20 protein-coding genes and 4 pseudogenes are annotated in these 23,455 nt (G+C 55.8%); 12 read left to right on the top strand and 12 right to left on the bottom strand.

The window, feature by feature from the left end:
* Window positions 1–108 precede the first annotated feature (108 nt).
* Window positions 109–481 (top strand): annotated as a pseudogene (locus tag JFU37_RS30875) (site-specific integrase); the annotation flags it as partial.
* A gap of 175 nt (window positions 482–656) precedes the next feature.
* Here the strand turns inward: JFU37_RS30875 and JFU37_RS26585 are convergent.
* The 9 genes and pseudogenes from JFU37_RS26585 to JFU37_RS26545 form a co-directional block, all read right to left on the bottom strand.
* Window positions 657–1,823 (bottom strand): HlyD family secretion protein, encoded by a 1,167-nt coding sequence (locus JFU37_RS26585; RefSeq protein WP_201120001.1) that lies wholly within the window; start codon window positions 1,821–1,823, stop codon window positions 657–659.
* Entirely contained in the window at window positions 1,820–3,478 is a 1,659-nt protein-coding gene (locus tag JFU37_RS26580; protein WP_201120000.1) for an MFS transporter, read from the bottom strand. Before JFU37_RS26580 ends, JFU37_RS26585 begins: the two co-directional genes overlap by 4 nt.
* Before the next feature lie 148 nt (window positions 3,479–3,626).
* Entirely contained in the window at window positions 3,627–5,996 is a 2,370-nt protein-coding gene (locus JFU37_RS26575; RefSeq protein WP_201119999.1) for a membrane-bound PQQ-dependent dehydrogenase, glucose/quinate/shikimate family, read from the bottom strand.
* 40 nt (window positions 5,997–6,036) lie between these two features.
* Complete coding sequence (locus JFU37_RS26570) at window positions 6,037–7,377, bottom strand: carbohydrate porin (protein ID WP_342214986.1); 1,341 nt, start codon at window positions 7,375–7,377, stop codon at window positions 6,037–6,039.
* A gap of 616 nt (window positions 7,378–7,993) precedes the next feature.
* Window positions 7,994–8,314, bottom strand: a complete 321-nt coding sequence (locus tag JFU37_RS26565; RefSeq protein ID WP_242485832.1) for a hypothetical protein — start codon at window positions 8,312–8,314, stop codon at window positions 7,994–7,996.
* A gap of 217 nt (window positions 8,315–8,531) precedes the next feature.
* The gene (locus JFU37_RS26560) at window positions 8,532–8,888 is read right to left on the bottom strand and encodes a hypothetical protein (RefSeq protein ID WP_201119998.1); all 357 of its coding nucleotides are present in this window, start codon (window positions 8,886–8,888) and stop codon (window positions 8,532–8,534) included.
* Window positions 8,889–8,891: 3 nt separating this feature from the next.
* Window positions 8,892–9,860: an FAD-dependent tricarballylate dehydrogenase TcuA gene (tcuA, locus tag JFU37_RS26555; RefSeq protein ID WP_342214985.1), complete on the bottom strand. Its 969-nt coding sequence runs from the start codon at window positions 9,858–9,860 to the stop codon at window positions 8,892–8,894.
* Window positions 9,861–10,024: 164 nt separating this feature from the next.
* Window positions 10,025–10,600: pseudogene (locus tag JFU37_RS26550) on the bottom strand (FAD-dependent oxidoreductase); the annotation flags it as partial.
* Window positions 10,597–11,421, bottom strand: coding sequence for an aspartate/glutamate racemase family protein (locus JFU37_RS26545; protein ID WP_201119996.1), 825 nt, complete (start codon window positions 11,419–11,421; stop codon window positions 10,597–10,599). The pseudogene JFU37_RS26550 and the gene JFU37_RS26545, both read right to left, overlap by 4 nt.
* A 438-nt stretch (window positions 11,422–11,859) precedes the next feature.
* Here JFU37_RS26545 and JFU37_RS30870 point away from each other — a divergent pair.
* Window positions 11,860–12,048 (top strand): annotated as a pseudogene (locus JFU37_RS30870) (patatin-like phospholipase family protein); the annotation flags it as partial.
* Window positions 12,049–12,818: 770 nt separating this feature from the next.
* Here JFU37_RS30870 and JFU37_RS26540 read toward each other — a convergent pair.
* From JFU37_RS26540 to JFU37_RS26530, 3 genes and pseudogenes are all read right to left on the bottom strand, one after another.
* Window positions 12,819–13,488 (bottom strand): annotated as a pseudogene (locus tag JFU37_RS26540) (alpha/beta fold hydrolase); the annotation flags it as partial.
* 114 nt (window positions 13,489–13,602) lie between these two features.
* A complete protein-coding gene (locus JFU37_RS26535) occupies window positions 13,603–13,770 on the bottom strand; it encodes a hypothetical protein (protein ID WP_201120093.1) in 168 nt (55 codons plus the stop codon).
* A gap of 25 nt (window positions 13,771–13,795) precedes the next feature.
* The gene (locus JFU37_RS26530) at window positions 13,796–14,413 is read right to left on the bottom strand and encodes a dTMP kinase (protein WP_201119995.1); all 618 of its coding nucleotides are present in this window, start codon (window positions 14,411–14,413) and stop codon (window positions 13,796–13,798) included.
* A gap of 547 nt (window positions 14,414–14,960) precedes the next feature.
* Between JFU37_RS26530 and gfa the strand changes: the two genes are divergently transcribed.
* The 10 genes from gfa (at window position 14,961) to JFU37_RS26480 (ending at window position 23,369) form a co-directional block, all read left to right on the top strand.
* On the top strand, window positions 14,961–15,539 hold the full coding sequence (gene gfa, locus JFU37_RS26525) for an S-(hydroxymethyl)glutathione synthase (RefSeq protein ID WP_201119994.1): 579 nt from the start codon (window positions 14,961–14,963) through the stop codon (window positions 15,537–15,539).
* A 356-nt stretch (window positions 15,540–15,895) separates the two neighbouring features.
* The gene (locus JFU37_RS26520) at window positions 15,896–16,381 is read left to right on the top strand and encodes an adenosine-specific kinase (RefSeq protein WP_201119993.1); all 486 of its coding nucleotides are present in this window, start codon (window positions 15,896–15,898) and stop codon (window positions 16,379–16,381) included.
* A 287-nt stretch (window positions 16,382–16,668) separates the two neighbouring features.
* Window positions 16,669–17,232, top strand: coding sequence for a nicotinamide riboside transporter PnuC (gene pnuC, locus JFU37_RS26515; protein ID WP_201119992.1), 564 nt, complete (start codon window positions 16,669–16,671; stop codon window positions 17,230–17,232).
* Entirely contained in the window at window positions 17,229–17,753 is a 525-nt protein-coding gene (locus tag JFU37_RS26510) for an AAA family ATPase (protein WP_201119991.1), read from the top strand. Before pnuC ends, JFU37_RS26510 begins: the two co-directional genes overlap by 4 nt.
* 331 nt (window positions 17,754–18,084) lie before the next feature.
* On the top strand, window positions 18,085–18,522 hold the full coding sequence (locus tag JFU37_RS26505) for a hypothetical protein (protein ID WP_201119990.1): 438 nt from the start codon (window positions 18,085–18,087) through the stop codon (window positions 18,520–18,522).
* Window position 18,523: 1 nt separating this feature from the next.
* Complete coding sequence (locus JFU37_RS26500; protein WP_201119989.1) at window positions 18,524–19,096, top strand: adhesin; 573 nt, start codon at window positions 18,524–18,526, stop codon at window positions 19,094–19,096.
* 55 nt (window positions 19,097–19,151) lie between these two features.
* Window positions 19,152–20,531 carry a heme utilization protein gene (locus JFU37_RS26495; protein ID WP_201119988.1) on the top strand — a complete coding sequence of 460 codons (1,380 nt, stop codon included), beginning with the start codon at window positions 19,152–19,154 and terminating at the stop codon, window positions 20,529–20,531.
* Between the two features lie 62 nt (window positions 20,532–20,593).
* Entirely contained in the window at window positions 20,594–21,274 is a 681-nt protein-coding gene (locus JFU37_RS26490) for a C39 family peptidase (protein WP_201119987.1), read from the top strand.
* A 33-nt stretch (window positions 21,275–21,307) separates the two neighbouring features.
* The gene (locus JFU37_RS26485; RefSeq protein ID WP_201119986.1) at window positions 21,308–22,048 is read left to right on the top strand and encodes a hypothetical protein; all 741 of its coding nucleotides are present in this window, start codon (window positions 21,308–21,310) and stop codon (window positions 22,046–22,048) included.
* A 46-nt stretch (window positions 22,049–22,094) separates the two neighbouring features.
* Window positions 22,095–23,369: a hypothetical protein gene (locus JFU37_RS26480; RefSeq protein ID WP_201119985.1), complete on the top strand. Its 1,275-nt coding sequence runs from the start codon at window positions 22,095–22,097 to the stop codon at window positions 23,367–23,369.
* Window positions 23,370–23,455 lie beyond the last annotated feature (86 nt).

Here is a 23,455-nt window from a genome sequence, read left to right as displayed (position 1 = left end):
CCTGAACTCAGGCACGACCACCACCGGAGAACCTACTCACCACATTGAGTGGTTTTTCGGCCCTTCGTTGACCTTTGCTGCTCTGTTATTGGGTTAGTTTGACGTGTTTTCCGCAACAAACAGGATGATCGGCATGTTGCCGTGAAAGTGGTGAGCAAACAGGTAAGCGATCGCCAGGCCCGTTTCAAAAATCGCAAGGCCCTCTCCAGACGGTGTGACGACGATACGTTGGTCCTTGCCGACGGTGGACACGCCGCCTGACCTGCGCCGCACCGGCGCAACAATGACGCAGGCCTTGGGGGGCAGCCTGAGCGTCATTGATCGCTACCAAAATCTGTTATGGCCGGCTCTCGAGTTAGGCGCCACTACCTGCATCACGACTATGCCGAAGAGAAGAACCGCCTATAATCTGTCGGGTGATCGACTCAGTGCTGTCTTGTCATCTACCTACGAGCATCCTCCGGCCGAGTCGCCCTCATAGGTGAACCGCATACAGAGCTATCCGCCTCCGAGAAGAAGAGGAAGCAAGAGAACGTGAATGGGCTGAAGATGGAAGACGATGTCTTGAACGAGCCCAAACTCAATGTCGCCTCAGACAAAACCTCATTAAACATACGGAGCTACGTGCAGACTCGACGCCTTGTTCGAGCGCCGTGTCAGGGATGCGATGCAGCAGCCTCCTCTCGATCACCCTCCTCCCTATTTCGGGTATCGATACTTACAACCACCGACATCCCCGGCCGCAAGCGCTTGACCTCGGCCTGGTCCGGGTCGACGGTGATGCGCACCGGGACACGCTGAGCGATCTTGACGAAGTTGCCGGTGGCATTGTCCGACTGCAGCAGTGCAAATTCGGAACCGGTGGCCGGCGAGATACGCTGCACATGACCACGCAATTGGAGGTGGTTCAGGGCATCGACGGTAAAAGATACCGGCTGACCGATACGGACTTTATCCATTTGGGTTTCCTTCATGTTCGCAATCACCCAGAGCGTATCAGGCACCAGTGCCATCAACTGCGCCCCCGAATTGACGTATGCGCCCAGTCGTACGCCGATCTGCCCCAACTGACCGTCGCGCGGTGCCGTCACGCGGGTATTGTCCAGGTCGATACGCGCCAATTCCACTGCGGCTTCGGCATTGAGGACCGACGCTTCCAGTGAGGCCCGGTTGACGATCACGGTCTGCAAGTCTTGCCTGGAAATTTCCAGTGCCGAATTGGTCTCGGCCAGCGCCGCAACCGCCTGGGCATTAGCGGCGCGGGTCACGTCCAGTTCGCGACGCGACACCGAGCCGTCACGGATCAGTTCTTCATTACGGCCTAGGTCAGCCTGACTCTTGCGCGCCTGCGCATCGCTGTTGGCGATAGCCGCATGCTTCTGGATGATGGTGGCCTCGGCACTCTTGCGCTGCTGCAGATTATTGGCCAACGCGGCCTTTTGCTGTTCGAGTTGCGCCAGCGACTGGTTCAACCGTTGCTTGTAAATCCGGTCATCGAGGCGCACCAGCAAGTCCCCGGCCTTAACGAACTGAAAGTCCTGCACCGGCACTTCAAATACATAACCACTGAGTTGCGGCCCGATAATGGTGACCTGGCCACGCACCACCGCATTCTCGGTACTTACAATGGCGCTGCTGAAGGGCGGCAACTGCCAGGCATAGAGCACCACAAGTACGCCGATGATGGCAACCGAGGCGAAGATTATGGAGGACAGAATGCGTACCCGCAGCGCCCGCGGCTCGGTGGCCAGGTTAATGGATGGCTCGTCTCCCTCGGGAGTGGAGGCGATGGCATTGGTCGTCGTAGTAGTCGGTTCGGTCATTGCGTGGAGGCGCCACTGCGAGAGTCGGAAGTGCGAGCCCCATTAGCGGCCCGGTTAGCGTTCCACAGCCACAGACTGCGGATGAAAATCCAGATCATCGTCAGTATCGCGATGCTGCCGATCAGAATGAAGACATCGTTGTAGGCCAGTATATTGGCTTCTCGAGTTGCCGCTGCAGATAGCACCCGGGTCCCGACGTTGGTGCGCAGCGACGGGTCGACAATGATCCCGGTGTAAGCCGCAGCGCCGCTCTGCACCCGGCTGAGCACCAGTGGGTTGAGCGTCGTCAGCTGCTCGACGATGACGCTGGAATGAAACTTTTCCCGCATGATCTGAAAGGTGCCAAGTAACGCTGAACCAATCAGGCCCCCAAGGTTATTGCAGATCCCGAACAACACCGAAAAGCTCACCAGATTACGTGGGTTCGTCATTACATTACGGGTGCCAAGCACCATGGTCGGTCCGAGAAAAAATGTCCCGCCAAACGCCAGTAGAAACTGACTCAAATACATTTGCTCCGGGCGGGTCAGGTTGCTCGACGAGCAGTCCATGAATGAGCCGGTGGCCATCAATACCAGTGAAACAATCAGTGGCATGAACAGGTGCTGCGGATTGATCGTCAGGGCGCTGGCGGCCAGCCCCGATACAGCCCCCACCAGCATGACGTAATACAGGCTGCGCATCTGCTCGTTGCTCATGTTCAATGCCTGCAAAAACCCCACCACTCCGGTGGACTGCTCGGAAGTGACCATACGAATCAAGATCACCGCCAAGGTCAAGCGAATGGCCACGCCACTGCCTAACCAGCGCGTCATCAGCAAAGGATTGCTGCGGTTATGCTCGATGGCCAGCCCGGCAACGATCAGCGCAATCGACGCCGCCAGGGCGATGCCGATCCAGGGTGCCTCTAGCCACCAGTCAATTCGCCCAAGCGACAGCACCGCACACAGCAGCGCCACCCCGCCGGACATGATAGCGAAGGTCAGAAAATCCAGCGGCTCGAAAGTCTTGAAACGATCCCCCGGTGGCAGTTTGAGCATCAGCACACACCCCAGCGCCGTCATTGCCAGCCCCAGTTCGAACAGATACAGGCCACGCCATTCGGCGATCTGCAGCAGATCTTCAGAAAAAATACGTGCCAATGGCAGCGCCAACTGAGAGGCGCCCAACCCGAGCACCAAAGCTTTCATCCGCCACTTCGCCGGGAAGGCCTGGATCATGTAGTACAGCCCCAGGGAGCTCAAAGCCGCGCCAACCATCCCGTGGGCCGCCCGTACGGCGATAGCCGAATTCAAGTCGTTGACAAACAAATGGGCAAAGGTCACCAGCACGTAGAGCAACAGGAACACTTCGGTGAACGCACGCAGTCCGAATTCCTGGCGGAATTTGACCAGCAACAGGTTCATCGAGACGTTGGTCATGACATAGGCGGCCGGCAACCAGGCCATTTCCGCAGTGGTAGCCCCCAACGCGCCCTGAAGAAATTGCAGGTTAGCCGTGACCAGCGCGTTGCCCAGCCCACCGGTAATGGCTACCAGCAAGCCGACTGCCCCATAGGCAAAACGCTTGGGATTTGAGTGCAAAGGGGTCGATGGCGAGCCCGGCAAGGAAGGCTTTTCATGGGGGAGCCATTCGCGCGACGCGTATCGGTCCATCGGCTCTCCTCTCGTTTTTCTCATCATACCTGCGCAAAGGTTCGCTTACCCTCCGGCAATGAGATTTCATCCTGGTAAGCCATGTGCGGCAGGTCAAAAAAAGGCCGTGACACGTTAGCGCACGGCCTTTCTTTATTTGACTGATCGCTTAATCCAGGCGGAACGCAATCACGCTATCACCCAAGGTTGTCCCAAGGGAGCCATGGCCACCGGCAGAGATGATCACATACTGCTTGCCATCGCTGCCCATATAGGTCGATGGCGTGGCCTGCCCACCCGCGGGCAATTCGGTCTGCCATAGGAGTTCGCCAGTATTGATGTCGTAGGCACGAATAAAATTATCAGCGGTTGCGCCATGGAAAACCACACCACTGGCAGTCACCAACGGCCCACCATGGGCAACCATACCCATCGGGAAGCCAACCGGGAAACGCCCTGGCAGGAAACTGGTTTTCAGGTTTTTGCTGGTGCCAGTACGGCGCATCCATTCGGTTTTGCCCGTATTCAGGTCAACCCCGACCATACGACCCCAAGGCGGTGCGATACAGGGAACGCCAAGACCCGAGGCGAACTGCTGAATATGAATGGCATAGTCACCGTTGAAGTTTTCGTTCCAGTAAGGCGTTCCGTCCTGGGTGAACAGGCGCTTGTCTTCTGTTTGCGCGGTACGCTTGATCAGGTTGTATTTATAGGCAAGACGCACAGGCGCTGCGATCAGAATCTGCCGATCAGGATCGACCGCTACCGAGCCCCAGTTAAAGGCGCCGATGTTGCCAGGAAAAATAAGTGAGCCCTGCTCGGTGCTTGGCGTCCAGGGATTGCCATCGTAATGCAGCTGGTTGTAGCTGATGCGGCAAGACATCTGATCAAAGGGCGTCATGCCCCACATGGATTTTTCCGTCAGCGCTTCAGGAATGAAGTTGAGTTTGGAAACCGGTTGCGTTGCTGCAAAGTGCTCACCCGGAACACCGCCTTGGGTTGAAACCTTGACCTGATCGACAGGGACTATCGGCTCCCCCGTCAGGCGATTGAGCACAAAGATATTACCGACCTTGGTTGGCAACAGCAGCGCCGGTTGTTTGTTGCCCTCTTTTCCCAGGTCGACCAACGTAGGCTGCGAAGGGTTATCGCGGTCCCACAGGTCATTGTGCGAAGTCTGGAATTTCCACTTGAACGCACCCGTGTTCAGATCGAGCGCCACCAACGTATCGCGGAATTTTTCAGTGTTGCTATTCGGATCACGCTTGATGCCGAGTTCATCGGGCGAGGCATTACCGAAAGGTACGTAGACCAGCCCATTTTTCATGTCGGCACTCAGGGTGCCCCAAGCCACAGGCGTGTCATAGGGATAGGTCTTATCCGCCGCGATTGGCTGGGTGTTGTCCGGATTGGCCGGATCGAAGTTCCACACCAACTGGCCGGTGATCACGTTGTAGGCCCTGATTACGCCGGACGGGTTGCCATCGTTGTAACCGTTGTCCATGACCGAGCCACCGACAACAATCAGTTTGCCCGCCACCAGCGGTGCCGCTGTTTGCATCAAGGCATGTGGGCGAATCTCGCCCATGTTGGCACTCAGATCGACCACACCGTTGACGCCAAAGTCATTGCAGACTTTGCCAGTATCCGCGTCCAGCGCCACGAGCTTGGCATCCGCCGTTGCCGTGATGATGCGTTTTTCGCATTGCACCGCAGCGGAGGAACTACTATCGAAGGCTGCAGAGTAATAACTCACGCCTCGGCAGGTCTGATGCTGTTGCAGGTAGGAGCGGTTTTTCTCTGGCGCGTATTTCCAGTCCAGTTTCCCGGTCTCTGGGTTCAGGGCATGCACCTCGTTATGAGCGGTGCACAGATACACCCGGTTATTGACCTTCAGCGGCGTCGCTTCGAAGGTGTACTCGCTGGCATCTTTTTCAGCATCGCGCAGGTCGCCGGTGTGGTACTCCCAGGCAACCGATAACGTTTTGATATTGTCTGGCTTGATCTGGTCCAGGCTGGAAAAGCGTTGGCCATTATTGGTACCGCCATAAGCCACCCAGTCCTTCCCTGCTACATCGGTGCTGCGTGACGTCACTGGATTGCTGAGCTGGCCTTGTATCGGGTAGGGGTCATAAAACATGACCGCGATCACGATCACCATCATTATACCTACCGTGCCGCCCAGGAAGGGATGAAAACCGCGGCTATCGGCAGCTGTCTGCGCCTGATAAAGCGGACGGACTACCCAAGGCAGTGCCAGCCACAACCCCATCAGCGCAAACAGATCGCCACGGGGAATCCACTGCCACTTATCGAAGCCAACTTCGTAGATGATCCAGATCAGAATCCCCCACATCATCAGCGCATACAGGGTCAGCGCCGATTTCTTTTTCAGGAATATCAGAACAGCCGTCACTAGCACGCCAACGGCAATGACCGTATACGCTGGTGAACCACCGGCAGCCATCAGCTGTACGCCCATATAGAGCAGCGCAATACCCAGTATCGCCATCACGATACTTGTCACTCTGAGAATCATCGTTGTTTTCCTGTTTTATGAAGAAGTGAAAAGCCGCAGCTCAGAACACAGTATTGACAGTCAAGCCTACGACGGTGGCGTTATCTACTTGGTAAACGCCGCCGGGATTGGCGAGGTACTGAATGTTGGGACGCAGCATCAGCCAAGGCGTCAATTTGAAGTCGTAATGCACTTCGGCGGCATACTCGGCGTGCTGGATTGGCTGATAAGCCGGGTTGTCATAGTCAGTGAGATTGCGCGTTTCGTTGTGCAATCGCTGATTTTTTGTCAGCGCCGGATTGACGTGCAATTCACTGAAGCCGATCGCCAGCGAATCCTGCGGACGGGAGTCGAATGGACCGGCATAAATAGCGCCCACCTGCGCCTGCCAATCCAGGGTGCTGCTGCGCTTGTCGTACTGGGAGTAATGGGCGAACAGGCTGAGACCTCGCTTAGCGTCACCGCCCACGGTGGTGATTTGCTGGCGAGCGTAGGCATACATGCCATAGCGCCCATCGAGCTGGTCTGCCGGCTCACCCGTTACCTGTTTGTTTTGGCCGTTGGCATCTTCCAGAACATCATTGGCCGTTGCGCTGTTCCAGTAGCCTCCAACCATGTACTTTCCCGCCATCCCGGCCTCACCTAGCGACGGAGTCCAGCCCACCTCGCTGACATAGGTCGTTCCTTGGCGGCCAGATGTGTTCAGCTTGAAGCCGTTGTTGCTTTCCAGCAGGGTTGGGTTGTATTCGTAGGCGCCAGCCTGGGCGTAGATTTGCGGCGTGATGTTGACCTTGATCCGTCCTCCCCACTGCCCCACGGGTGAGTTGTACCAAACGGTGGACGCGTGACCGACCAAGCCACCGCACAATGAGTTGTTCTGAAAAACACAACCTGTCGAATCGAAGTCACTGCCGATAGGCAGACGGCCGACTTTTATGTCCAGAACGTCATCGAGAAATTTTTGCTGATACGCCAATGTGGTAATACGCCAGGTCTGGCCACGTCCATAGTTCTCCTGGACCGAGGAACCGAGCGTACCCGTGCGTGAGTCTGTTAGACGATCATTGGTGATATCTCGACCGCTGCGCTCTGTAATGAGTAACTGAAGATTGGCCTTTTCCAGGCCCAGGATTTTTTCAAGATCAAATGCCCCACCCATGTTGAACTGATCGGTATAACGAGCCGTATGATCGTGATCATATCCACCGCGAAGATTGGCAGCACTTTCCGACTGATAACTAAATTGAAAGTCATACCCCTTATCCAGTAATTCGGTTCGCAGACCACCCCAGTCGCCGGTCATCCATCGAGAGTTAGCGGAGAACATTTGCTCCTGCGCCATGGCTCCCGTTGCAACAATAGATATAAATAACCCACTGGCAGTTATGATCTTGATCTTCACTGGTAACCTTACTGGATGCGTTCTATTACGTATTAGAGGGGAAGACGCGTTGCGCGCACAACTTGAAAGGCAGCGAGCCTAACACATAGATAGCAGCCTACCAATTAGTCAGCTACTAGTAATAACCTTTTAAAAATAGCCATTTAGCCGAAGATCTGTGCATTTTATCAGGCGTTCATGACCTATCGAGGCAACGGCAACCACTATTCAATATCGAAATACAGACTATCGATTGTATGGATTACTGTTTAATCGCCCCCGACAAATCTAAGGCTATTGGATCCACTTATGGCTATTGGTAGTTGATAATTCGAAATACCCGAGCAATGCTACTGATGAGCGCGCTCAAAGATTAAAAGCGTTACTACCAATCCTTAGTGTTTGAACGCAAATACAGCAAGCATGAAGAAAAATAGCACGCTCCAGCCGTTGAACAACAAAGAATAAATTCCAACTATCACACTTTGAGCACCACCCAATTTTCGTGATGATTTTAAAAAATCAGACATTCACGCACAGTGAAACAACTACAATAAGTGCTTCCCGACTGCGTCAATGGTCTTTGGTCAATACAACTAAATCAAATCGCCTACTCGCCCAGCCAGGCTCAGTCCCATCAGACCAAATGACCGATGACCATTGCGCGGTCGAAATTCAATCTTTCCATGATAGGTGCATCGGAAAAGCTGAACAGGTCGAATTGGCTTTCAGCGTGCAATGACCAACTGATCCAGGATGGAATGACAAAGAGGTCGCTTTTTTCCAGGGTTCGGCTGATGCCGTCCAGTACGACCTGTCCCCTGCCCTCGAACACCTGGGAAACCCGTGAGCCCACTTCCCGGCGCTCGGCCGACACCGCACCGGCACGCAAGCGATGAAACTCGGCGCGGATGGCGTGCATGATGTCGCCACCGGTGGTCGGGTTGACGAAGTGCACCGCAGCATGACCTTTCTCTAGGACACCGGGGAATTGGCGTGATAGAGGCGCCCCATCTCGCGGGCCGACCAGAGGATCCGGGCCGTGCGCGGGATGCGGATGGTTTTGTACAAGAGGAAGGCTGCCGTCAGGTCAAAATTTCATTGTTTGATAGCCTGCCCCAGTACCACGGCGTCTTCCAGTGCACTGCAAGCACCTTGGGCCAGCTATTGAATGCTCAAAAACCATGCGGCAGCCATTGAGTTCCATCCTGGTGTTCGAACTGTCGAAAATAGGCCTTGGTACCCTCTGTTTCCTCCAGCAACTCATTACTCGTTTGTTGCCCGATACATGCTCCAGAAGTCATAGCAAACGCATGGCGGGAAGTTGTTTTTTGATTCGGATCGGGTTCCGCTCTGCACGCTTCAACCGCGAACGAATCGATATTGGCTATCCCCTGAGGCAACAGTCGGTCACTCCCACCAAAAGAAAAGTGGGCAGTCACAATGAGTATTCCCGCAGCCAGAGCCAATCCGCCAATTAACTTATGACCTGACGTCAGGTGCTCGATCGCTTGCCATCGTAAACGACGCACTTCTCACTGCGCCTTTCGTTGAACAGCGGCCTCTGCACCTGCGATACGTCCCAACACAGAACCCGATGTTAGCCCCGCACCACCGGCGTATTTGACGTAATAAAGGTTGCCCACCAACTCGCCCGCGGCGTAGAGCCCGTCAATCGGTTGATCCTCTTCGTCCAGCACCTGGGCCTGGCTGTTGATCTTCAAGCCGCCGAACGTGAAAGTGATGCCGCAGGTCACCGCGTAGGCCACGAAGGGCGGTCTATCCAGCGGATTGGCCCAGTTCGACTTGGGCAACGCCAGGCCTTGAGTCGCTCTACCGTCACGAATGGCCGGGTTGAATGGAACATCGAGCTGCACGGCAGCGTTGAAGGTCTCCAGAGTTTGCAGCAGCGCGTTGCCGTTGACCCCCTCCATCTGCTCGACCAGCCCTTGCAGCGTGTCTGCCTGGAGGCGCGTTACCTGGCGTACCCGATATTCATCGGGCAGCAAGTGGTGGCTGTGCTGGTCAAAGACCTGCCAGGCCACGCCCCCCGGTTGCGCCATGACGCTGGCGCCCATGCTGGAGTAGGTGTAGTTGCGAAAATCCTGGCCCTCATCAACGAAACGTTTGCCGTGCGCATTGACCACTACACCCAGGTGGAAGTAGTTCTTTTGCTGGTTTAGGCGGCTAAGGTCGCCCATCTGCGGCGCGTTGACGTCATAGAACACTGCGTGGCAACCGGACCAGTTGCCGTGCGCCACGGCGCCCACCTCCATGGCCATGCGGATCCCGTCACCGGTGTTGTAGCGCGACCCACGGACCTTGGCCAGATCCCATCCCGGCCCCAGGTACTTGGTACGCCATTCCAGGTTAGCGTGAAAGCCTCCGGTGGCGAGTACCAGCGAGCGCGTAGAAAACTGCCGACCGTCCAGGCAATCGAGTTGCCACAAGCCGTCGGGATGGAGGGTGATGCGGTGAGTGCGGCAGCCGTAGAAAACCTCCACCGCTTCTTTTTCGACGCGACGGAACAGGGCATCGACCAACCCCAGACCGCCGCCCCCAGGGCCCAAGCCATGCGCAGGCCGTCACCTTCATTGCCTTCACCACCGATAAACACCGCATTGTCGTATTGCGGGACAAAGCGGTGAATCAACGCGCGGTCCTGGACAAACCCGCCGCTGGCCAGCAGCACCGTTGTACGAGCCATGACCTCGACCGTTTCGCCGTTGCGCTCGACGCTCGCCCCCAATACCCGGCCACCGTCCTCGCGCAACAGACGGCGGGCACGGCTGTGTAGCCAGACCTCTACCTGTTGCGTTGCCAGCGCCGCCATTTGCAGTTGGCGCACCATGTCGGCCGGGTCAACGTTGTGCACCCGTGGCACCGACTGCCCGGAGGCGGCCTCGATGACATCGGTAAAAACCACGCCGTTGTCCTTGAGCCACTGATAGGTCTGCAGTTGGTGATCGGTGTACAGCTTGACCAGTGCCTCGTCGCATTCGCCCTTGCCCACATCGACGAGGTCGTCGAACAGCAATTTCGACGAATCTTCAATACCGTGCGCACGCTGCAGATCGGTGCCGGCGAACGCCAGGCAACCACCGCTCATAGCCGATGAACCGCCGGTTTGCGCGGTTTTTTCCAGCACGATCACCTGCAAGCCAGCTTGGGCAGCTGCCAGGGCCGCGCTAAAACCCGCCAGCCCACCGCCGATCACCAACAGGTCACATTCATAACGATTCATGCCAGATCTCCTGCTTGTATAAACGAGCCCAAGCCATAGAACTCGAAGATTTCCCGAACCCGCTCAGGCTCTGGTTGAGCCGAAAAATGCCCACGACTGCAAGTGCGCGTGCCATTGGCGCGACGCAAGTCCACCATGCTTTCCGCCTGCTTGACCCATGCACCGAGCGAGTGGAGCACTGGCACACCGTCCACCTCGTTAATGCCGTTGGTGACCAGCAGTACGTTCAGCGGGGCTTCGCCGGGAATGATCACCTCAGCGCCTTTGGCGATCAGACCGCGGGCCGCGCTGCGAAAACGTTCGATCAGTTCAGCGGGATCGGTGAAGCCTGCCAGCACATCGGCAAAGCGAAAGCCGACATGTTGCACCTCCGTCAGCCGCCCAGCCAAGCCATGGCGCGCGGCGTTTTCAGTAACCTGCTCAGCCAACTCGTCAATGAACACCAGAACCCCGAACGTACGCCCGAGCATGCACGCGGTCAGCATCGCGGATTCGCCATAGCCCACCACCGGAATATCCAGCAGGCTGCGCGTCTCCTTGAGAACCGGCTCAGGCAAGGTGCTGATTGCGTAGGCGTCGAAACCCTGACGCTGGGCATTGATGCCGGCAGCCATGAACTGCAGGCCATGCAAGTACTGCAAGGCCGAATACTTGATGTCGTCGCCCGGATAATGACTACGGTAGGTACCCGGGCGCATACCATGCATATGGACCTCGGTGTCCGGCCGGCCCACCTTGCGAAAATGCGCACGCAAGGCCTCGTCGTAAGCACCCAGGTCGCTCAGTACAGTGAAACTTTGATGCCAGATACGAATGCTCATGTGTGTCCTCGTTCAAGAGCCAGGCACTGAGAGCATCAACCTTGCGGTCAGCTCACCAGGCAACCATGGCGAATATTCGATGAGGAATTATCGGCAGAGCATCGCAGCGGGGAGTAGGCGCTGACGTTGAAGGGGCTTTTCAAAAAAACTGCATTATCGACGAATGACCATGCTCGATTACCGTAAAAAACAGCGGCTTGTTGCGTGATTGAGTAACCGGTTCTGTTGCAGTCAGTAGGTAGTTGCACGACGTCACAAAGGCGTTGAGGTAGCAACGTCTTTCAAGGCAAGGTGGGCATCGATACACGCAAGTCCTGTAGCAGGTCTGCCGGGATTCCACATGACCGCCCGCCTGACGTCTCCCCTGCATCTTGTCCCCTTCTGGGGAGATCCCTTTGCAATTCTGGCCTTAAAGCTGGCATCACTTCCGAACCCTCCACTCTTACCAGCCTGCACATCGTCCCGCCCCTGTGCCCTGTGGATGTCTCGGTGTTCAACTTTGACCAGACCGAGTCTTTGCTGCAGCGTGCCTATGAGCAAACCCTTCGGTGGCTGGAAACTGGGGGGCTCGAACGCACCAAGGTACCTGGTGCCCTGACTATCCATTCACATGCCCATGAGCATTGAGTGATGTGAATTACCTATAAAATAGGCCCTCAACACTCCGTGCAATATTGCGAGAGTAATACCTCAGACTTCGAACCGCTCAAGGCAACAGCAGCGCTTCATGGATCTCAATAGAAGGTATCGCACCTCCCACACGCCTGCTATCAAGCCACCCCCTAGTTTTGCTGACATCGAAAATCTGGCCCTGCTCCATCAAGGTCAATATGAGTTCGTCCGAGACTCGGTAGCGCCCGCAGTCCGGACAGTCTCTTTCTTCCCAAGGGCCAGAGCACTGAATGCGCTCAGCGACACCTACACAGATAAGACAATTCATCAGAATCACCATTTTTATAGTTGTACCCGATCTGTTGTGGGCCACCTGCGATGGCATTCCCACTGACACGCCATTGAGTGCGTTGATCAGGTTGGTGCTTGGTCGACTCAAAAGATCGAAAGAAAGTTCGGAGCGATGGCGTTTTCGGTACAAATAGGTCGTATCTACCGATCCAGCCGCGTCACTGGGGAAAAGCAGCAGCGCTATTGCAGAACGGAGGAAAGTGGGATTAGAGCCACTGCGGCATCTCATCTGACTACAGAGTCAATCGGCTCCGGTCGACTACGCTTGTCGCTAAGGGAGCTCGCGTAATGCGTGCTAGTTAGGGGCAAAGGATATGCGCAAAAAATCTCAGTCATGATTTGTCCCTCTTCTGATTCTTGTTGCAGTCCTATGGTTCATGGGCAAGAGGGATACGCTCCCGTGAACGATCAGGAAGCCCTCAGGACGACCGGATTCACCCGGTAAGGCTGCTCGCCTGGAAATCGGCGATCTGTTGCCACATCGCGATGGGGTTGGAATACATCGGGAAATGCCCGCAATCAGGAATGGGGGCCAGCCGGACCCTCGGCCAGGATATGCGGCAGATAGGACAGTGACGCGTTCTGCTCGCCGTACATGAACATTCGCGGACATTTCAAACCGAGGAATTTGCTCATCAGATTGGCATTATCGGAAAGGTCGACCATCGACTGGAAAATCCCGCGTACCGCGCCGGCACGCACCTTGTGCCGCAAGCTTGCGGAATAAAGCGCACTGGCACAGGCCGGAGCATGCCGGGCACGTTCGATGAAGGCGGCGAAAAACACCTCGGGATCGTCCGCCGGGTAATCGACGATCTGCCGGCTGAGGAAGCAGGCTTCCGGGGCGATATTGCCCTCGATATCGACGAAGCTGAGCACTCGATCCGGGAACTGGTCGGCCAGCATCAGCGCGGTCAGTCCGCCCATGGAATGGCCGACCAGATGGAAGCGCTCAATGCCAAAATGCTCGAGCACCTGCAAGGCAGTCTGCAGCAGAAAGGGAATGGAAATTCTGGAAAGATCACTGCACTGGCTTTCGCCGCAACCCGGTGCGTCGTAAGCCACGAAAGGGTGACCGGCGAATGCAGCCTGCTGCACGATGTCCAGCGCGACTTTGCCCCCCAAAAACCACCAGAGCAAATGCCACCACCCACCACAAGTGATTCAGCTCACTGAATGACTGTGGATCAGTTACAGACGTCGAATTAGCCATGTCGATTACCCCTTGTGATCCAGGGTGGCGATACCGCAGTTCAGCTCAAAGCCCTTGCCCGTCGACCAGACGCTTTTACTGAGAAACACTCGATACCCGTTGAACCCCTCTTCGAAGGGTTTGCCCAGACCTACCCGCTTGGCCATGTCGGCTGGCGCCTCGCCCACCAGCATGAAAAACGAAGCTCATCAACTTCGCCTACTGGCATCGAAGGACTCTATAAATCTCAGAAATCACCTGCATCGTTGCGTCTTCGATCGTTCCTTCATTACGGCATAAAACCCAGCCGTGATCTGCAATTGCTCGCTCGAACGCCTTGGTACAAGCGACATGTTCTTCCAGCTTATGGATCACCGTACTGCTCAGCCCACGCCGTCGTGCCGCTGCCCTCGCCCATGAAATATCAGGGGCGGTGACAACCCCGACATGCAGGTCTGGCACTCGCACGTTTCGATCAATGTTCAACTGTAGAATCTCTGCAAACGGGACTATCCGGCGAAACGCGGCATCAGACGGGTACCAGCGATCGATCAAGATGATGCTGCCTGGTGGCTGTTTAGCCAGCACGTGCTGGGAAATCCAGGTACGGCTATCCGCAAAGCGCTCACAAACCCCCAACTCCAAATCCCGGGTGGGATTTCTGACGAGTTTGTTAACGAGGGCCATCGTTTCACCCCTATAGGGATCGCTTTTTTTCTCGCAAAGTCGGATCACCTTTTTGTTGTCTGCCCTCAGTACTTTCGTAACGGCCTCCAACAGTGTGGTTTTGCCGGTTCCCTTGGGCCCATCTAGAGAAACAAACAGCGGACGATTCATTCTTAAAACAACGATTGATATACGGTTTTTTTTGCCCGGTTCGTTCGCTGGAACCGCTTGGCGCGACTACGCGAATCGAGTGGAGGGCCCTTATGAACAGACATTGATGAACACTCTAACCTGATTTCTGGCTAACGGGTCTCAAAATCCAGGGTTACAGCCGCTTATGAACATCGGTCATCGCCCATAAGTTAAATGATGTGTCAGAGTGGAATACTCGATGTGTTGAGAACAAAAAAAGGGGATTTGTGCATTCGAAAAACAAGACAAGGGTGACATTGAACCGTGGCCGGATAGAGGTACGCGGCCCCCTTCCCCCTGTCGGAGCTGTGTAGGAGCTGTGTAGGAGCTGTCGAGTGAAACGAGGCTGCGATCTTTTGATCTTGTTTTTCAAAAGCAAAGTCAAAAGATCGCAGCCTCGTTTCACTCGACAGCTCCTACAGCTCCTACAGCGGATGAATTTGGTCCAGCACCGGATTCGCGAGAGGATCGCTTCGAACGGCACGCTATTCTTTATCTGGGGACACCCTTAAAAGGAGACACCAGCATGGCCACCTTGAAACTTCACCCTGCACTGGACAATGGTATCCAACCCGCCGCCGCGAATTTCACAGGTGGCACCCTCCAATGCCTGTGTGCGACCGACAAGGTCGAGGTCAAGATTGACGCACAAACTCTGCATAATCACGCATGCGGCTGCAGCAAATGCTGGAAACCGCAAGACGCGACATTCGCCGTCATCGCCGTGGTACCTCGGGACAAGGTCAGCGTCACTGCCCACGGCGAAAAACTGGCAATTGTCGACGAAACCGCCACCATTCAGCGCCACGCCTGCAAGCAGTGTCACGCCCATCTCTTTGGGCGCATCGAGAACAAGGACCATGCGTTTTATGGCCTGGACTTCGTCCACACCGAGCTCTCTCCCCAAAGCGGATGGGCTGCGCCGGGTTTCGCCGCGTTCGTCTCCTCCATCATCGAAACCGGTACACCGCCAGCGCAAATGAAGGCGATCCGTGAGCGCCTGCGCTCGATCGGCCTGGAGCCCTATGACTGCCTGTCCCCGGACTTGATGGACGCAATGGCGACGCATGTCGCCAAACAGAAAGGCCTGCTCCCTGCCGCCTGATTGATCGGCCGCCGCGGCACCCCGTAGGAGCTGTCGAGTGAAACGAGGCTGCGATCTTTTGATCTTGTTTTTTAAGAGCAAAGTCAAAAGATCGCAGCCTCGTTTCACTCGACAGCTCCTACAGCGGATCAATTTGGTCCAGCACCCGTGGCCTTGATGTCAAAAGCCCCCCTGTCGAAATGTCCAAGGTCAGCGCCACTCGTTTGTTGGCCATCGCCTGACTGATCAACTGCAGGATGGTCAGTTCCCGTAGGGTGTGCATCGAAGAGGCGCCATGCACCGCCATAACAAATGAGTAGCTATGCTTGGTTTGCTGCCAGACTCTGGTAGCAACATCGTGAAAGGAGGCGTTTGAGATGCAACTCATCACGTTGAAAATCGATAAGCCGGATGTGACGAACTTCATTTTGGGTCAGACGCACTTCATAAAGTCCGTCGAGGACATCCACGAAGCGCTGGTTAATACCGTGCCAGGTATCCAGTTTGGCGTGGCCTTTTGTGAAGCCTCTGGCAAATGCCTGGTGCGATGGTCTGGCACCGATACCTCAATGATTGAACTTGCACAGAAGAATGCGAAAGCCATCGCCGCAGGCCATAGCTTCATCGTTTTCCTAGGCGACGGTTTCTATCCGCTGAACGTGTTAAACACCATCAAAATGGTTCCAGAGGTATGCCGTATTTTTTGTGCAACAGCCAATCCAACCGAAGTGATTCTCGCGGAGACAGAACAAGGGCGAGCAATCCTGGGCGTAGTGGATGGCTTCTGTGCCAATGACATTGAAGGCGATGAAGACATCCTGTGGCGCAAGAACTTGTTGCGGCAGATTGGCTACAAGCTGTGAATTGCAGAGCGCGCATTTCGTGGGAAAGGGACGGGTTTGATTTCGTCTGGCTGAACATCTGCGAAGTGTCGATTGCAGCTGATCGTGGATGGCCGGAGTCGACCCAGACTGTATAAAACCTGCGATGGATTCAGCAAGGCTACCTATCCCAACCCGCCCTCCTCCTATTTTCTTACTTCATCTTCTCATTCGGCGCCAGCATCGGCGTTCGGACGATCTTTTGATCTTCAAACTTTGCCCTTACCCGGTACAATCCGCCCCCTCTTCGATTTCCCCAAGGAGCCCCCATGTCCGGGCTTGAACTGTTTGCCGCCGCCCTCGGTGTCATTGCCGTCTGGTTGACCGTCAAACAGAACCCCTGGTGTTGGCCGATCGGTCTGGTCATGGTGCTGCTTTATAGCTGGATCTTTTTCGAAGTGAAGCTGTATTCGGACATGCTGCTGCAGGTGATCTACGCCGCCTTGCAGCTCTATGGCTGGTGGCAGTGGACGCGCGCGGGGGAAACGCAGCAGGGTCGGCAGGTCAGTCAACTCAAGGGAAGAGCGGTCGTGTTCGGTCTGGCCATCGGCACGCTCGGCAGCCTGTCACTGGGCGCGGCAATGGCCCACTGGACCGACGCAGCGCAGCCTTGGCTCGATGCTGCGCTGACGGGCTTCAGCCTGGTGGCGCAGCTTTGGATGGCGCAGAAGCGCGTTCAATGCTGGCCACTATGGATGACCCTGGATGTGATCTTCGTCGGGCTCTTCATTTATAAAGGCATGTACCTGACCGCCGGGCTCTACGCACTGTTCCTCCTGATTGCGGTACAAGGCTGGCGCGAATGGCGCGCCGATCCGGCGTTGCGTACATGAAAGTACTGGTGCTGGCAGGACCGGAATCCAGCGGCAAAAGCTGGCTTTCGAACGAGATTCACGCCAATTTTGGCGGCATATTGGTCGGTGAATACGTTCGGCATTTCATCGACAGTGAAGCCCGCGTAACCTGCTACGACGACATTCCATCCATAGCGCATGGACAGCTGGCTTGGGAAGATGAAGCACGCGCCAAACAACCGTCACTGTTGATTCTCGATACGCACCTTCTAAGCAATATCCTTTGGAGTCGCACTTTGTTTGGCGCTTGCCCGACGTGGATCGAGCAAGCATTGCTGGCACGGCACTACGACCTGCATTTACTGCTGAGTCCTGAAACCGTGCCCTGGCATGACGACGGACAACGTTGCCAACCGCAACTGGCAGAACGCCAGGCGTTTTTCCAGGCCAGCCGCCAATGGCTTGACCTGCACCACCAGCCTTGCCAGGTACTGCAAGGCAATTGGAAACAGCGCAAGGACGCGGCATTCGAGGCTGTGGCGCGCTTGCTCAAAGCCTGACAGGGGGTCCACGCCCTGCCGAAAATGTCCATTCCTGAAACAACCAACCCCGCGTAAACCCGCGAGCTAAAGCGGCTCGATCACTTCGGCAAGAAAATGTTAAGCCACTGATACAACCTGCCTTCAGCAGCCTTCAGCGAGCAATGCCGCCAGCATGGGCGGCGCTTTTGCGTGGCTCTGTCTCAGTGGCGTTACAACTTTTTTTTGACCACCTCGACAATTAAAGCCAACCGACTGTTTTAAAAAGAAAATCAAAAACCGGCACACCTTCTGCTCTCTTCCTCGCAACGCTGATAGGGCCAGCGTTCCACTTACAGAAGGAATTGCCGCCGTGGGGAAACTTGATAAACGTATCTATGGCCTGCTGCTGATCGGATGCGCACTGGGCTCAAGTGTCAGCCTGCCTGTACAAGCTGATAACGGCATCATTGTTATCAAACGTGATGTCCAACCGCGCATGGCAACGCGTGCACCGCTGGCTCCCGACCCTAACCCCACGACCGTCAATGCCAACCCGTCCCAACATATCCTTAACCAAACGAACGAGTTGAGCGACGGCGACTTCGCCAGCGTCGCCAGTGGTGCAGGCATCTCCCGCCTGGTCACTCAAAACACCAACAACCTCAGCGGCAATATCAGCAGCCAGTCCCAACTTTCCAACCTCTCCGCGGGACATTCGGGAAATTCGGGTAACGGTATTGCCAACATGGTCAATTCAAACATCCAGCAAGGCCTGGGTGCTCTCAAAGTCATAACGGGAGACCGTTAAGATGAATCGTACGCTGCTGATTCTCGCCATGTTTTGCAGTGCATCGACCTTTGCCCAACCTCCCGTCATCAATAACGCCGATATCGACGGTTCGGGCTCGCAGTACCAAGGCAACCTCTCGGTCAACCAGGCGGCGGGCGATGTGCAGCAACAGGCCAACGCCCGGGCTTTCGCCATTGGCAAAGACGCCAGTGCTTCCACACAGATTCGCCAACGGCTGCGTACGCCGGTCGACCCCAGGATCGATGCTCGATCCAGCATTCAAGGCAACTCCTTCAGCAATGGCAACGGCGTACTGGGCGTCAACCAGAGCGCGGGCGCCGCCAACCAGCAGGCCAATGCCCTGCACATAAGCATCAGTGCACAGCCGCAAAGTATCGACGACAGCGTCCTCATGCAACAGAACGTGACGCTGAACACCAACTCCGATCCAACTGACTCTGCACCAGGCTATCGCCAGATCGCTACCAGCGATCAGGCCTTCACCGGTAGCCATGGGGTGATCCAGTTGAATCAGAGCGCCGGGGTGGCAAACCGAACGGCGAACATCCTGAGCGTACGGGTCACGGATTGACCCAAACAGGTAATAACAACACTTAACTACCTAAAATAGAGTACGGAGAACAAGCATGAAACCTTCAATGGCAATCAAGCCTCTGGTTTTCGCAATCGCTGCGGTCATGGCTGTTGCTGTACAAGCGGGGCAAAGCGATGACAACGGCCACCACCATGGCCATCACAATAACGGCAACCAACACACCCCTCCTCCAACCAAGATCCCTGTCTATGCGACTGCCAATGCAACGGATAGCCAAAGTAGTACCGGCAACCGCGTCCTCAACCAAGGGACTCAGAACTCAGCCGAGATGAGCAGCTCTGCCACAGGCGCCAGCGGTAACGTCGGCGTCAACGTGGCGGGAGGCGACGGCAACCAACAAGACAACGCGGCCGCCATTGCCAACGCTGCCTCCACCTCCAGTGTCGATAACACCTTCGTGTTCGGCACGGCCACTGCCACCGCTAAAGTCACGCAATATGGCAACAATAACCAGGTCTACAACTACGGAAGCACCGCCACTGGCACGATGAGCGGATCGGGTAATGGTAGCAGCGGCAATATGGGGATCAACGTTGCTGGCGGCGACCTTAACCAACAGAAAAACACCATGGCAATTGCCAACTCCAACGCCCCGCTCGGTAGCGCAACAGCCTCCGCCTCTGCCACTCAAAGCAGTCCTGGTCTGACAGTGACTAACAACGCCGATCGTACATTCCAAGTGGATACGCTGACGGTTACCAAAACAGCCAGCGGCAGTGCCTCTTACAGCAAGTCATCTGATTTGAGCGTTGATAAGAGCGCTTCCAGCAGCTGGTCCGCAAGCGGTTCCAAGAGCTTTGATGCAAGCGGCTCCAGGAGCTTTGATGCAAGCGGCTCCAATAGCTTTGATGTGAGCGGTGCCAAGAGCAGGGATTCGAGCTCTTCTAGCAGTGCTTCTTTGAGCGCCAGTCTGGACGCTACTTTGAGCGCATCGGCGGATGCTGCCAGAAGTGTTACTTGGAATAATGGCAGTGGCGATCACACCCGCAGCAGGACTGCCAGCGCATCGCTTGACGCTTCGCTGAACGCATCGGTCGATGCATCTCTCGACACATCGCACTCTAAATCGTCTGACTCCTCGTTCTCAAAATCGGGAGACTCGTCGTTCGCAAGAGCGGCAGACTCCTCGTTCTCGAAATCGTTTGATTCTTCGTACGACAAATCAGGCGCGAAAGCGTCTGCGTCTTCGAAAGACGTTTCGAAGAGCTACAGTGAGAGCAGTGCGTTTGACTTGAGCAACACTTACTCCTATCAAGTGCTGACTCCAACTGGCTGGGCAAACCCTGTGACCAACACTGCAACCCTGAGTGGTTCGGTGAATGGCGGCAGTGGCAACCTGGGCGTCAACGTAGCTGCTGGTGTGGGTAACCAACAAAGCAACTCGCTGTCCATTGCCAACCAATCGTTCTAATTGCTGTCTCTGGAGGCCCCCTTATGGGGGCCTTTTTCAACCCAACCAGAAGGCGCCCCACCATGCGCATTATCGCCTTGGCACTTTTGCTTTGCGTGGCCAGTGTGAACGAGGCTGCACAAATGCCGCTTTCCGTCCTGCCGGGCGGCGCGGTGGTGTATAAGCCGATCCAGAGCATACGCGAGCGTAAATTTGCCGACCTGGTGCAACAGAAAACCGACTTCAGTTGCGGCGCAGCTGCGCTGGCGACCGTATTGCGTCAGGCCTATTGGCTGGACGTGAACGAAGAACAAATCATCGAAGGCATGCTGGAACACTCCGATCAAAATCTTGTCCGCGTGCAGGGCTTTTCCATGCTCGACATGAAGCACTACGTGGAAAGTATCGGCATGCGCGCCCGTGGTTACCGGGTAGCGCCAGAGACTTTGAAAGACGTCCGGATTCCGGTCGTGGTACTCATGGACATCCGTGGCTACAAGCACTTCGTAGTGCTGCAAAGAAGCGACAAGGACTGGGTGTATGTCGGTGATCCGGTACTGGGTCACAAACGCTACAAGTTCGACGATTTTATCAAAGGCTGGAACGGCATCATTTTCGCCGTCATCGGCCAAGGTTATGACAAAACCAATGCGCTGCTCGACCCACCTATGCCTTTGACCGCCCGGAACAAGATCAACGCCTTCAACCCGGTGCCGGACGCGGAGTTGCTGGATTTCGGATTCATTCAGAGCGACTTCTTCTAATGACAAGGGAGCATGAAGCTCCGGGAGCATCCAATGAAGACCTCATATTGGCTGGCCGTCGTCTGCCTGGCCGCTAGCCTGCCGACGCAAGCTCAAATGTTCAAGCCTATCGAACTGAAGGATCAGGAATTGGCAACCCTGCGTGGCCGCTATGTCATGCCGGGACGAATCATCAGCTTCGGGATTGTCATGTCCAGCACTTGGCAAAATGCCAGCGGTGACGTAATCGGAGCAACCTCTTCGATGCAAATTCAACAATCGACCATCAAACCGCAGTTCTACGTATCGATGATCGACAAAAAAGGTGATGGTTCGGCGGTTTCTCAGGGCACCGGTACCGTCAGCGGCGGCAGCGGTTTGAGCACGACCCAGGGCGTCACTCAAGTGGTGCGAGCTGCCGGCGACAACAACAGCGCTTACAACAACGTTGATCTCAACGTCCAGAAAGGTAACCAGGCACCCGCGATGGACACCCAGGGGCAAGCGTTGGCCGCGGGGACTACCATGACCCGCTCCAACGGTGCCGGGGCGCTGAGCATTTCCGCTACCGGCGTGGGCGTGCAACTCAACATCGTGGCCAACAATAACCAGGGTAACCTCGCGCAACGCCTTGCGCAGGGTGGGCTGATGCAAAACGCGACCTTGCTCGGCGGTGGCAACCAGGTAAACAACCTGATGTCGATCAACGTGGTGCTGCGCGATAACCTACCGTCAACCGGTTCGATGAACGGCAACCTGGAACAGCTTAAAGGTCTACACGCTCTCGGATACTGATCTACGCTCAGTCTCATCAAATGTAGTCAGAAGGGACGGCTAACCCATGCACAGATCGTTCACGTTCAGAGCATTCGTTTGTTTGAGTACCCTGGTCCCGGCGACTTTGCTGCAAGCAGCACCGGACCCCCAGGTAGAAGCCCTAAAACAAGAACTCATGGAGCTGAAACAGCGTTACGAAGCACAACAGAACGCGCTGATGGTACTCGAACAGCGCGTTAAACAAGTCGAAGAAGCACCGGCAACACCTCCCCCTAAACGCCTGACCCGCTCCCCGGCCGAACCTGTAAAAGGCGCTCAGTCGGTCGCCGCCAGCGGAGCCAAGGGCAGTTCCTATGGGGAGTCACTCAAAGATGATTCGGAGCCGGCACAAAGCGTTTCCAACTTGTATGACGAAGCCAGCGGCTTTTTCGGCGGCGGCAAGTTCAGTGTCGAAACCGGCCTGACCTACACGCACTACGATACCCGTGCACTGGCGCTCAACGGGTTTCTGGCACTGGACTCGATTTTTCTCGGCAACATCAACCTCGACCGCATCAAGGCCGACAACTGGACACTGGACCTGACCGCCCGCTACAACGTGGCACAACGTTGGCAGTTCGACATTAACGTGCCCATCGTTTATCGCGAATCAACGTATTCCTCCGGTGGCGCCGGTGGCGCAGGCCCGGTGACGTCGGACGCAACCGTTACCCGCGACCCGACCATCGGCGATGTGAACGTTGGCGTTGCTTACAAGTTTCTGGATGAGTCGGCCAGTCTGCCCGACGCGGTCTTTACGTTTCGCGTCAAGGCGCCGACCGGTGAGGACCCTTACGGCATCAAGCTAGTCAATGACCCGAGCAACGATAACCTTTCGGTACCCCAGAGCTTGCCTACCGGCAATGGTGTCTGGTCGATCACCCCGGGTATCTCGCTGGTCAAGACCTTCGACCCGGCCGTGCTGTTCGGCAGCCTGGCCTACACCTACAACATACAAGACTCTTTCAGCGACATCAGCCCTCAGGTCGACTCCAAGGTACCCGGGGATGTGAAACTGGGCGATTCCTGGCAGGTCGGCGCCGGCATTGCATTCGCCTTGAACGAGAAGATGAGTATGTCGTTCTCGTTCACTGATCAGTTCGCGCGCAAGAGCAAGATCAAGCCGGACGGCGGCGATTGGCAATCGATTACCAACAGTGACTACAACTCGGCCAACTTCAACATCGGCATGACCCTGGCAGCAACGAATAACCTGACGATCGTTCCCAACCTGGCCATCGGACTGACCGAGGACGCACCAGACTTTTCCTTCAGCCTGAAATTCCCGTACTACTTCTAATCCACAACAAAAGCCCCGCTGCGACTTCAATCGCAGCGGGGCTTTTTGGTGATACGCAGATCAAAAGATCGCAGCCTGCGGCAGCT

Origin of the sequence: Pseudomonas sp. TH41 (assembly GCF_016650695.1) — a bacterium.
In the GTDB taxonomy this organism is placed as follows: Bacteria; Pseudomonadota; Gammaproteobacteria; order Pseudomonadales; family Pseudomonadaceae; genus Aquipseudomonas.
This window is presented reverse-complemented; position numbering and strand designations above follow the sequence as displayed.

Excerpts from the sequence above, each read along its gene's own strand:
- JFU37_RS26585 (WP_201120001.1), bottom strand. The coding sequence starts at position 1,823 with ATGACCGAACCGACTACTACGACGACCAATGCCATCGCCTCCACTCCC.
- JFU37_RS26580 (WP_201120000.1), bottom strand. The coding sequence starts at position 3,478 with ATGGACCGATACGCGTCGCGCGAATGGCTCCCCCATGAAAAGCCTTCC.
- JFU37_RS26575 (WP_201119999.1), bottom strand. The coding sequence starts at position 5,996 with ATGATTCTCAGAGTGACAAGTATCGTGATGGCGATACTGGGTATTGCG.
- JFU37_RS26545 (WP_201119996.1), bottom strand. The coding sequence starts at position 11,421 with ATGAGCATTCGTATCTGGCATCAAAGTTTCACTGTACTGAGCGACCTG.
- JFU37_RS26535 (WP_201120093.1), bottom strand. The coding sequence starts at position 13,770 with ATGCTGGTGGGCGAGGCGCCAGCCGACATGGCCAAGCGGGTAGGTCTG.
- JFU37_RS26530 (WP_201119995.1), bottom strand. The coding sequence starts at position 14,413 with ATGAATCGTCCGCTGTTTGTTTCTCTAGATGGGCCCAAGGGAACCGGC.
- gfa (WP_201119994.1), top strand. The coding sequence starts at position 14,961 with ATGGCCACCTTGAAACTTCACCCTGCACTGGACAATGGTATCCAACCC.
- JFU37_RS26520 (WP_201119993.1), top strand. The coding sequence starts at position 15,896 with ATGCAACTCATCACGTTGAAAATCGATAAGCCGGATGTGACGAACTTC.
- pnuC (WP_201119992.1), top strand. The coding sequence starts at position 16,669 with ATGTCCGGGCTTGAACTGTTTGCCGCCGCCCTCGGTGTCATTGCCGTC.
- JFU37_RS26510 (WP_201119991.1), top strand. The coding sequence starts at position 17,229 with ATGAAAGTACTGGTGCTGGCAGGACCGGAATCCAGCGGCAAAAGCTGG.
- JFU37_RS26500 (WP_201119989.1), top strand. The coding sequence starts at position 18,524 with ATGAATCGTACGCTGCTGATTCTCGCCATGTTTTGCAGTGCATCGACC.
- JFU37_RS26495 (WP_201119988.1), top strand. The coding sequence starts at position 19,152 with ATGAAACCTTCAATGGCAATCAAGCCTCTGGTTTTCGCAATCGCTGCG.
- JFU37_RS26490 (WP_201119987.1), top strand. The coding sequence starts at position 20,594 with ATGCGCATTATCGCCTTGGCACTTTTGCTTTGCGTGGCCAGTGTGAAC.
- JFU37_RS26485 (WP_201119986.1), top strand. The coding sequence starts at position 21,308 with ATGAAGACCTCATATTGGCTGGCCGTCGTCTGCCTGGCCGCTAGCCTG.
- JFU37_RS26480 (WP_201119985.1), top strand. The coding sequence starts at position 22,095 with ATGCACAGATCGTTCACGTTCAGAGCATTCGTTTGTTTGAGTACCCTG.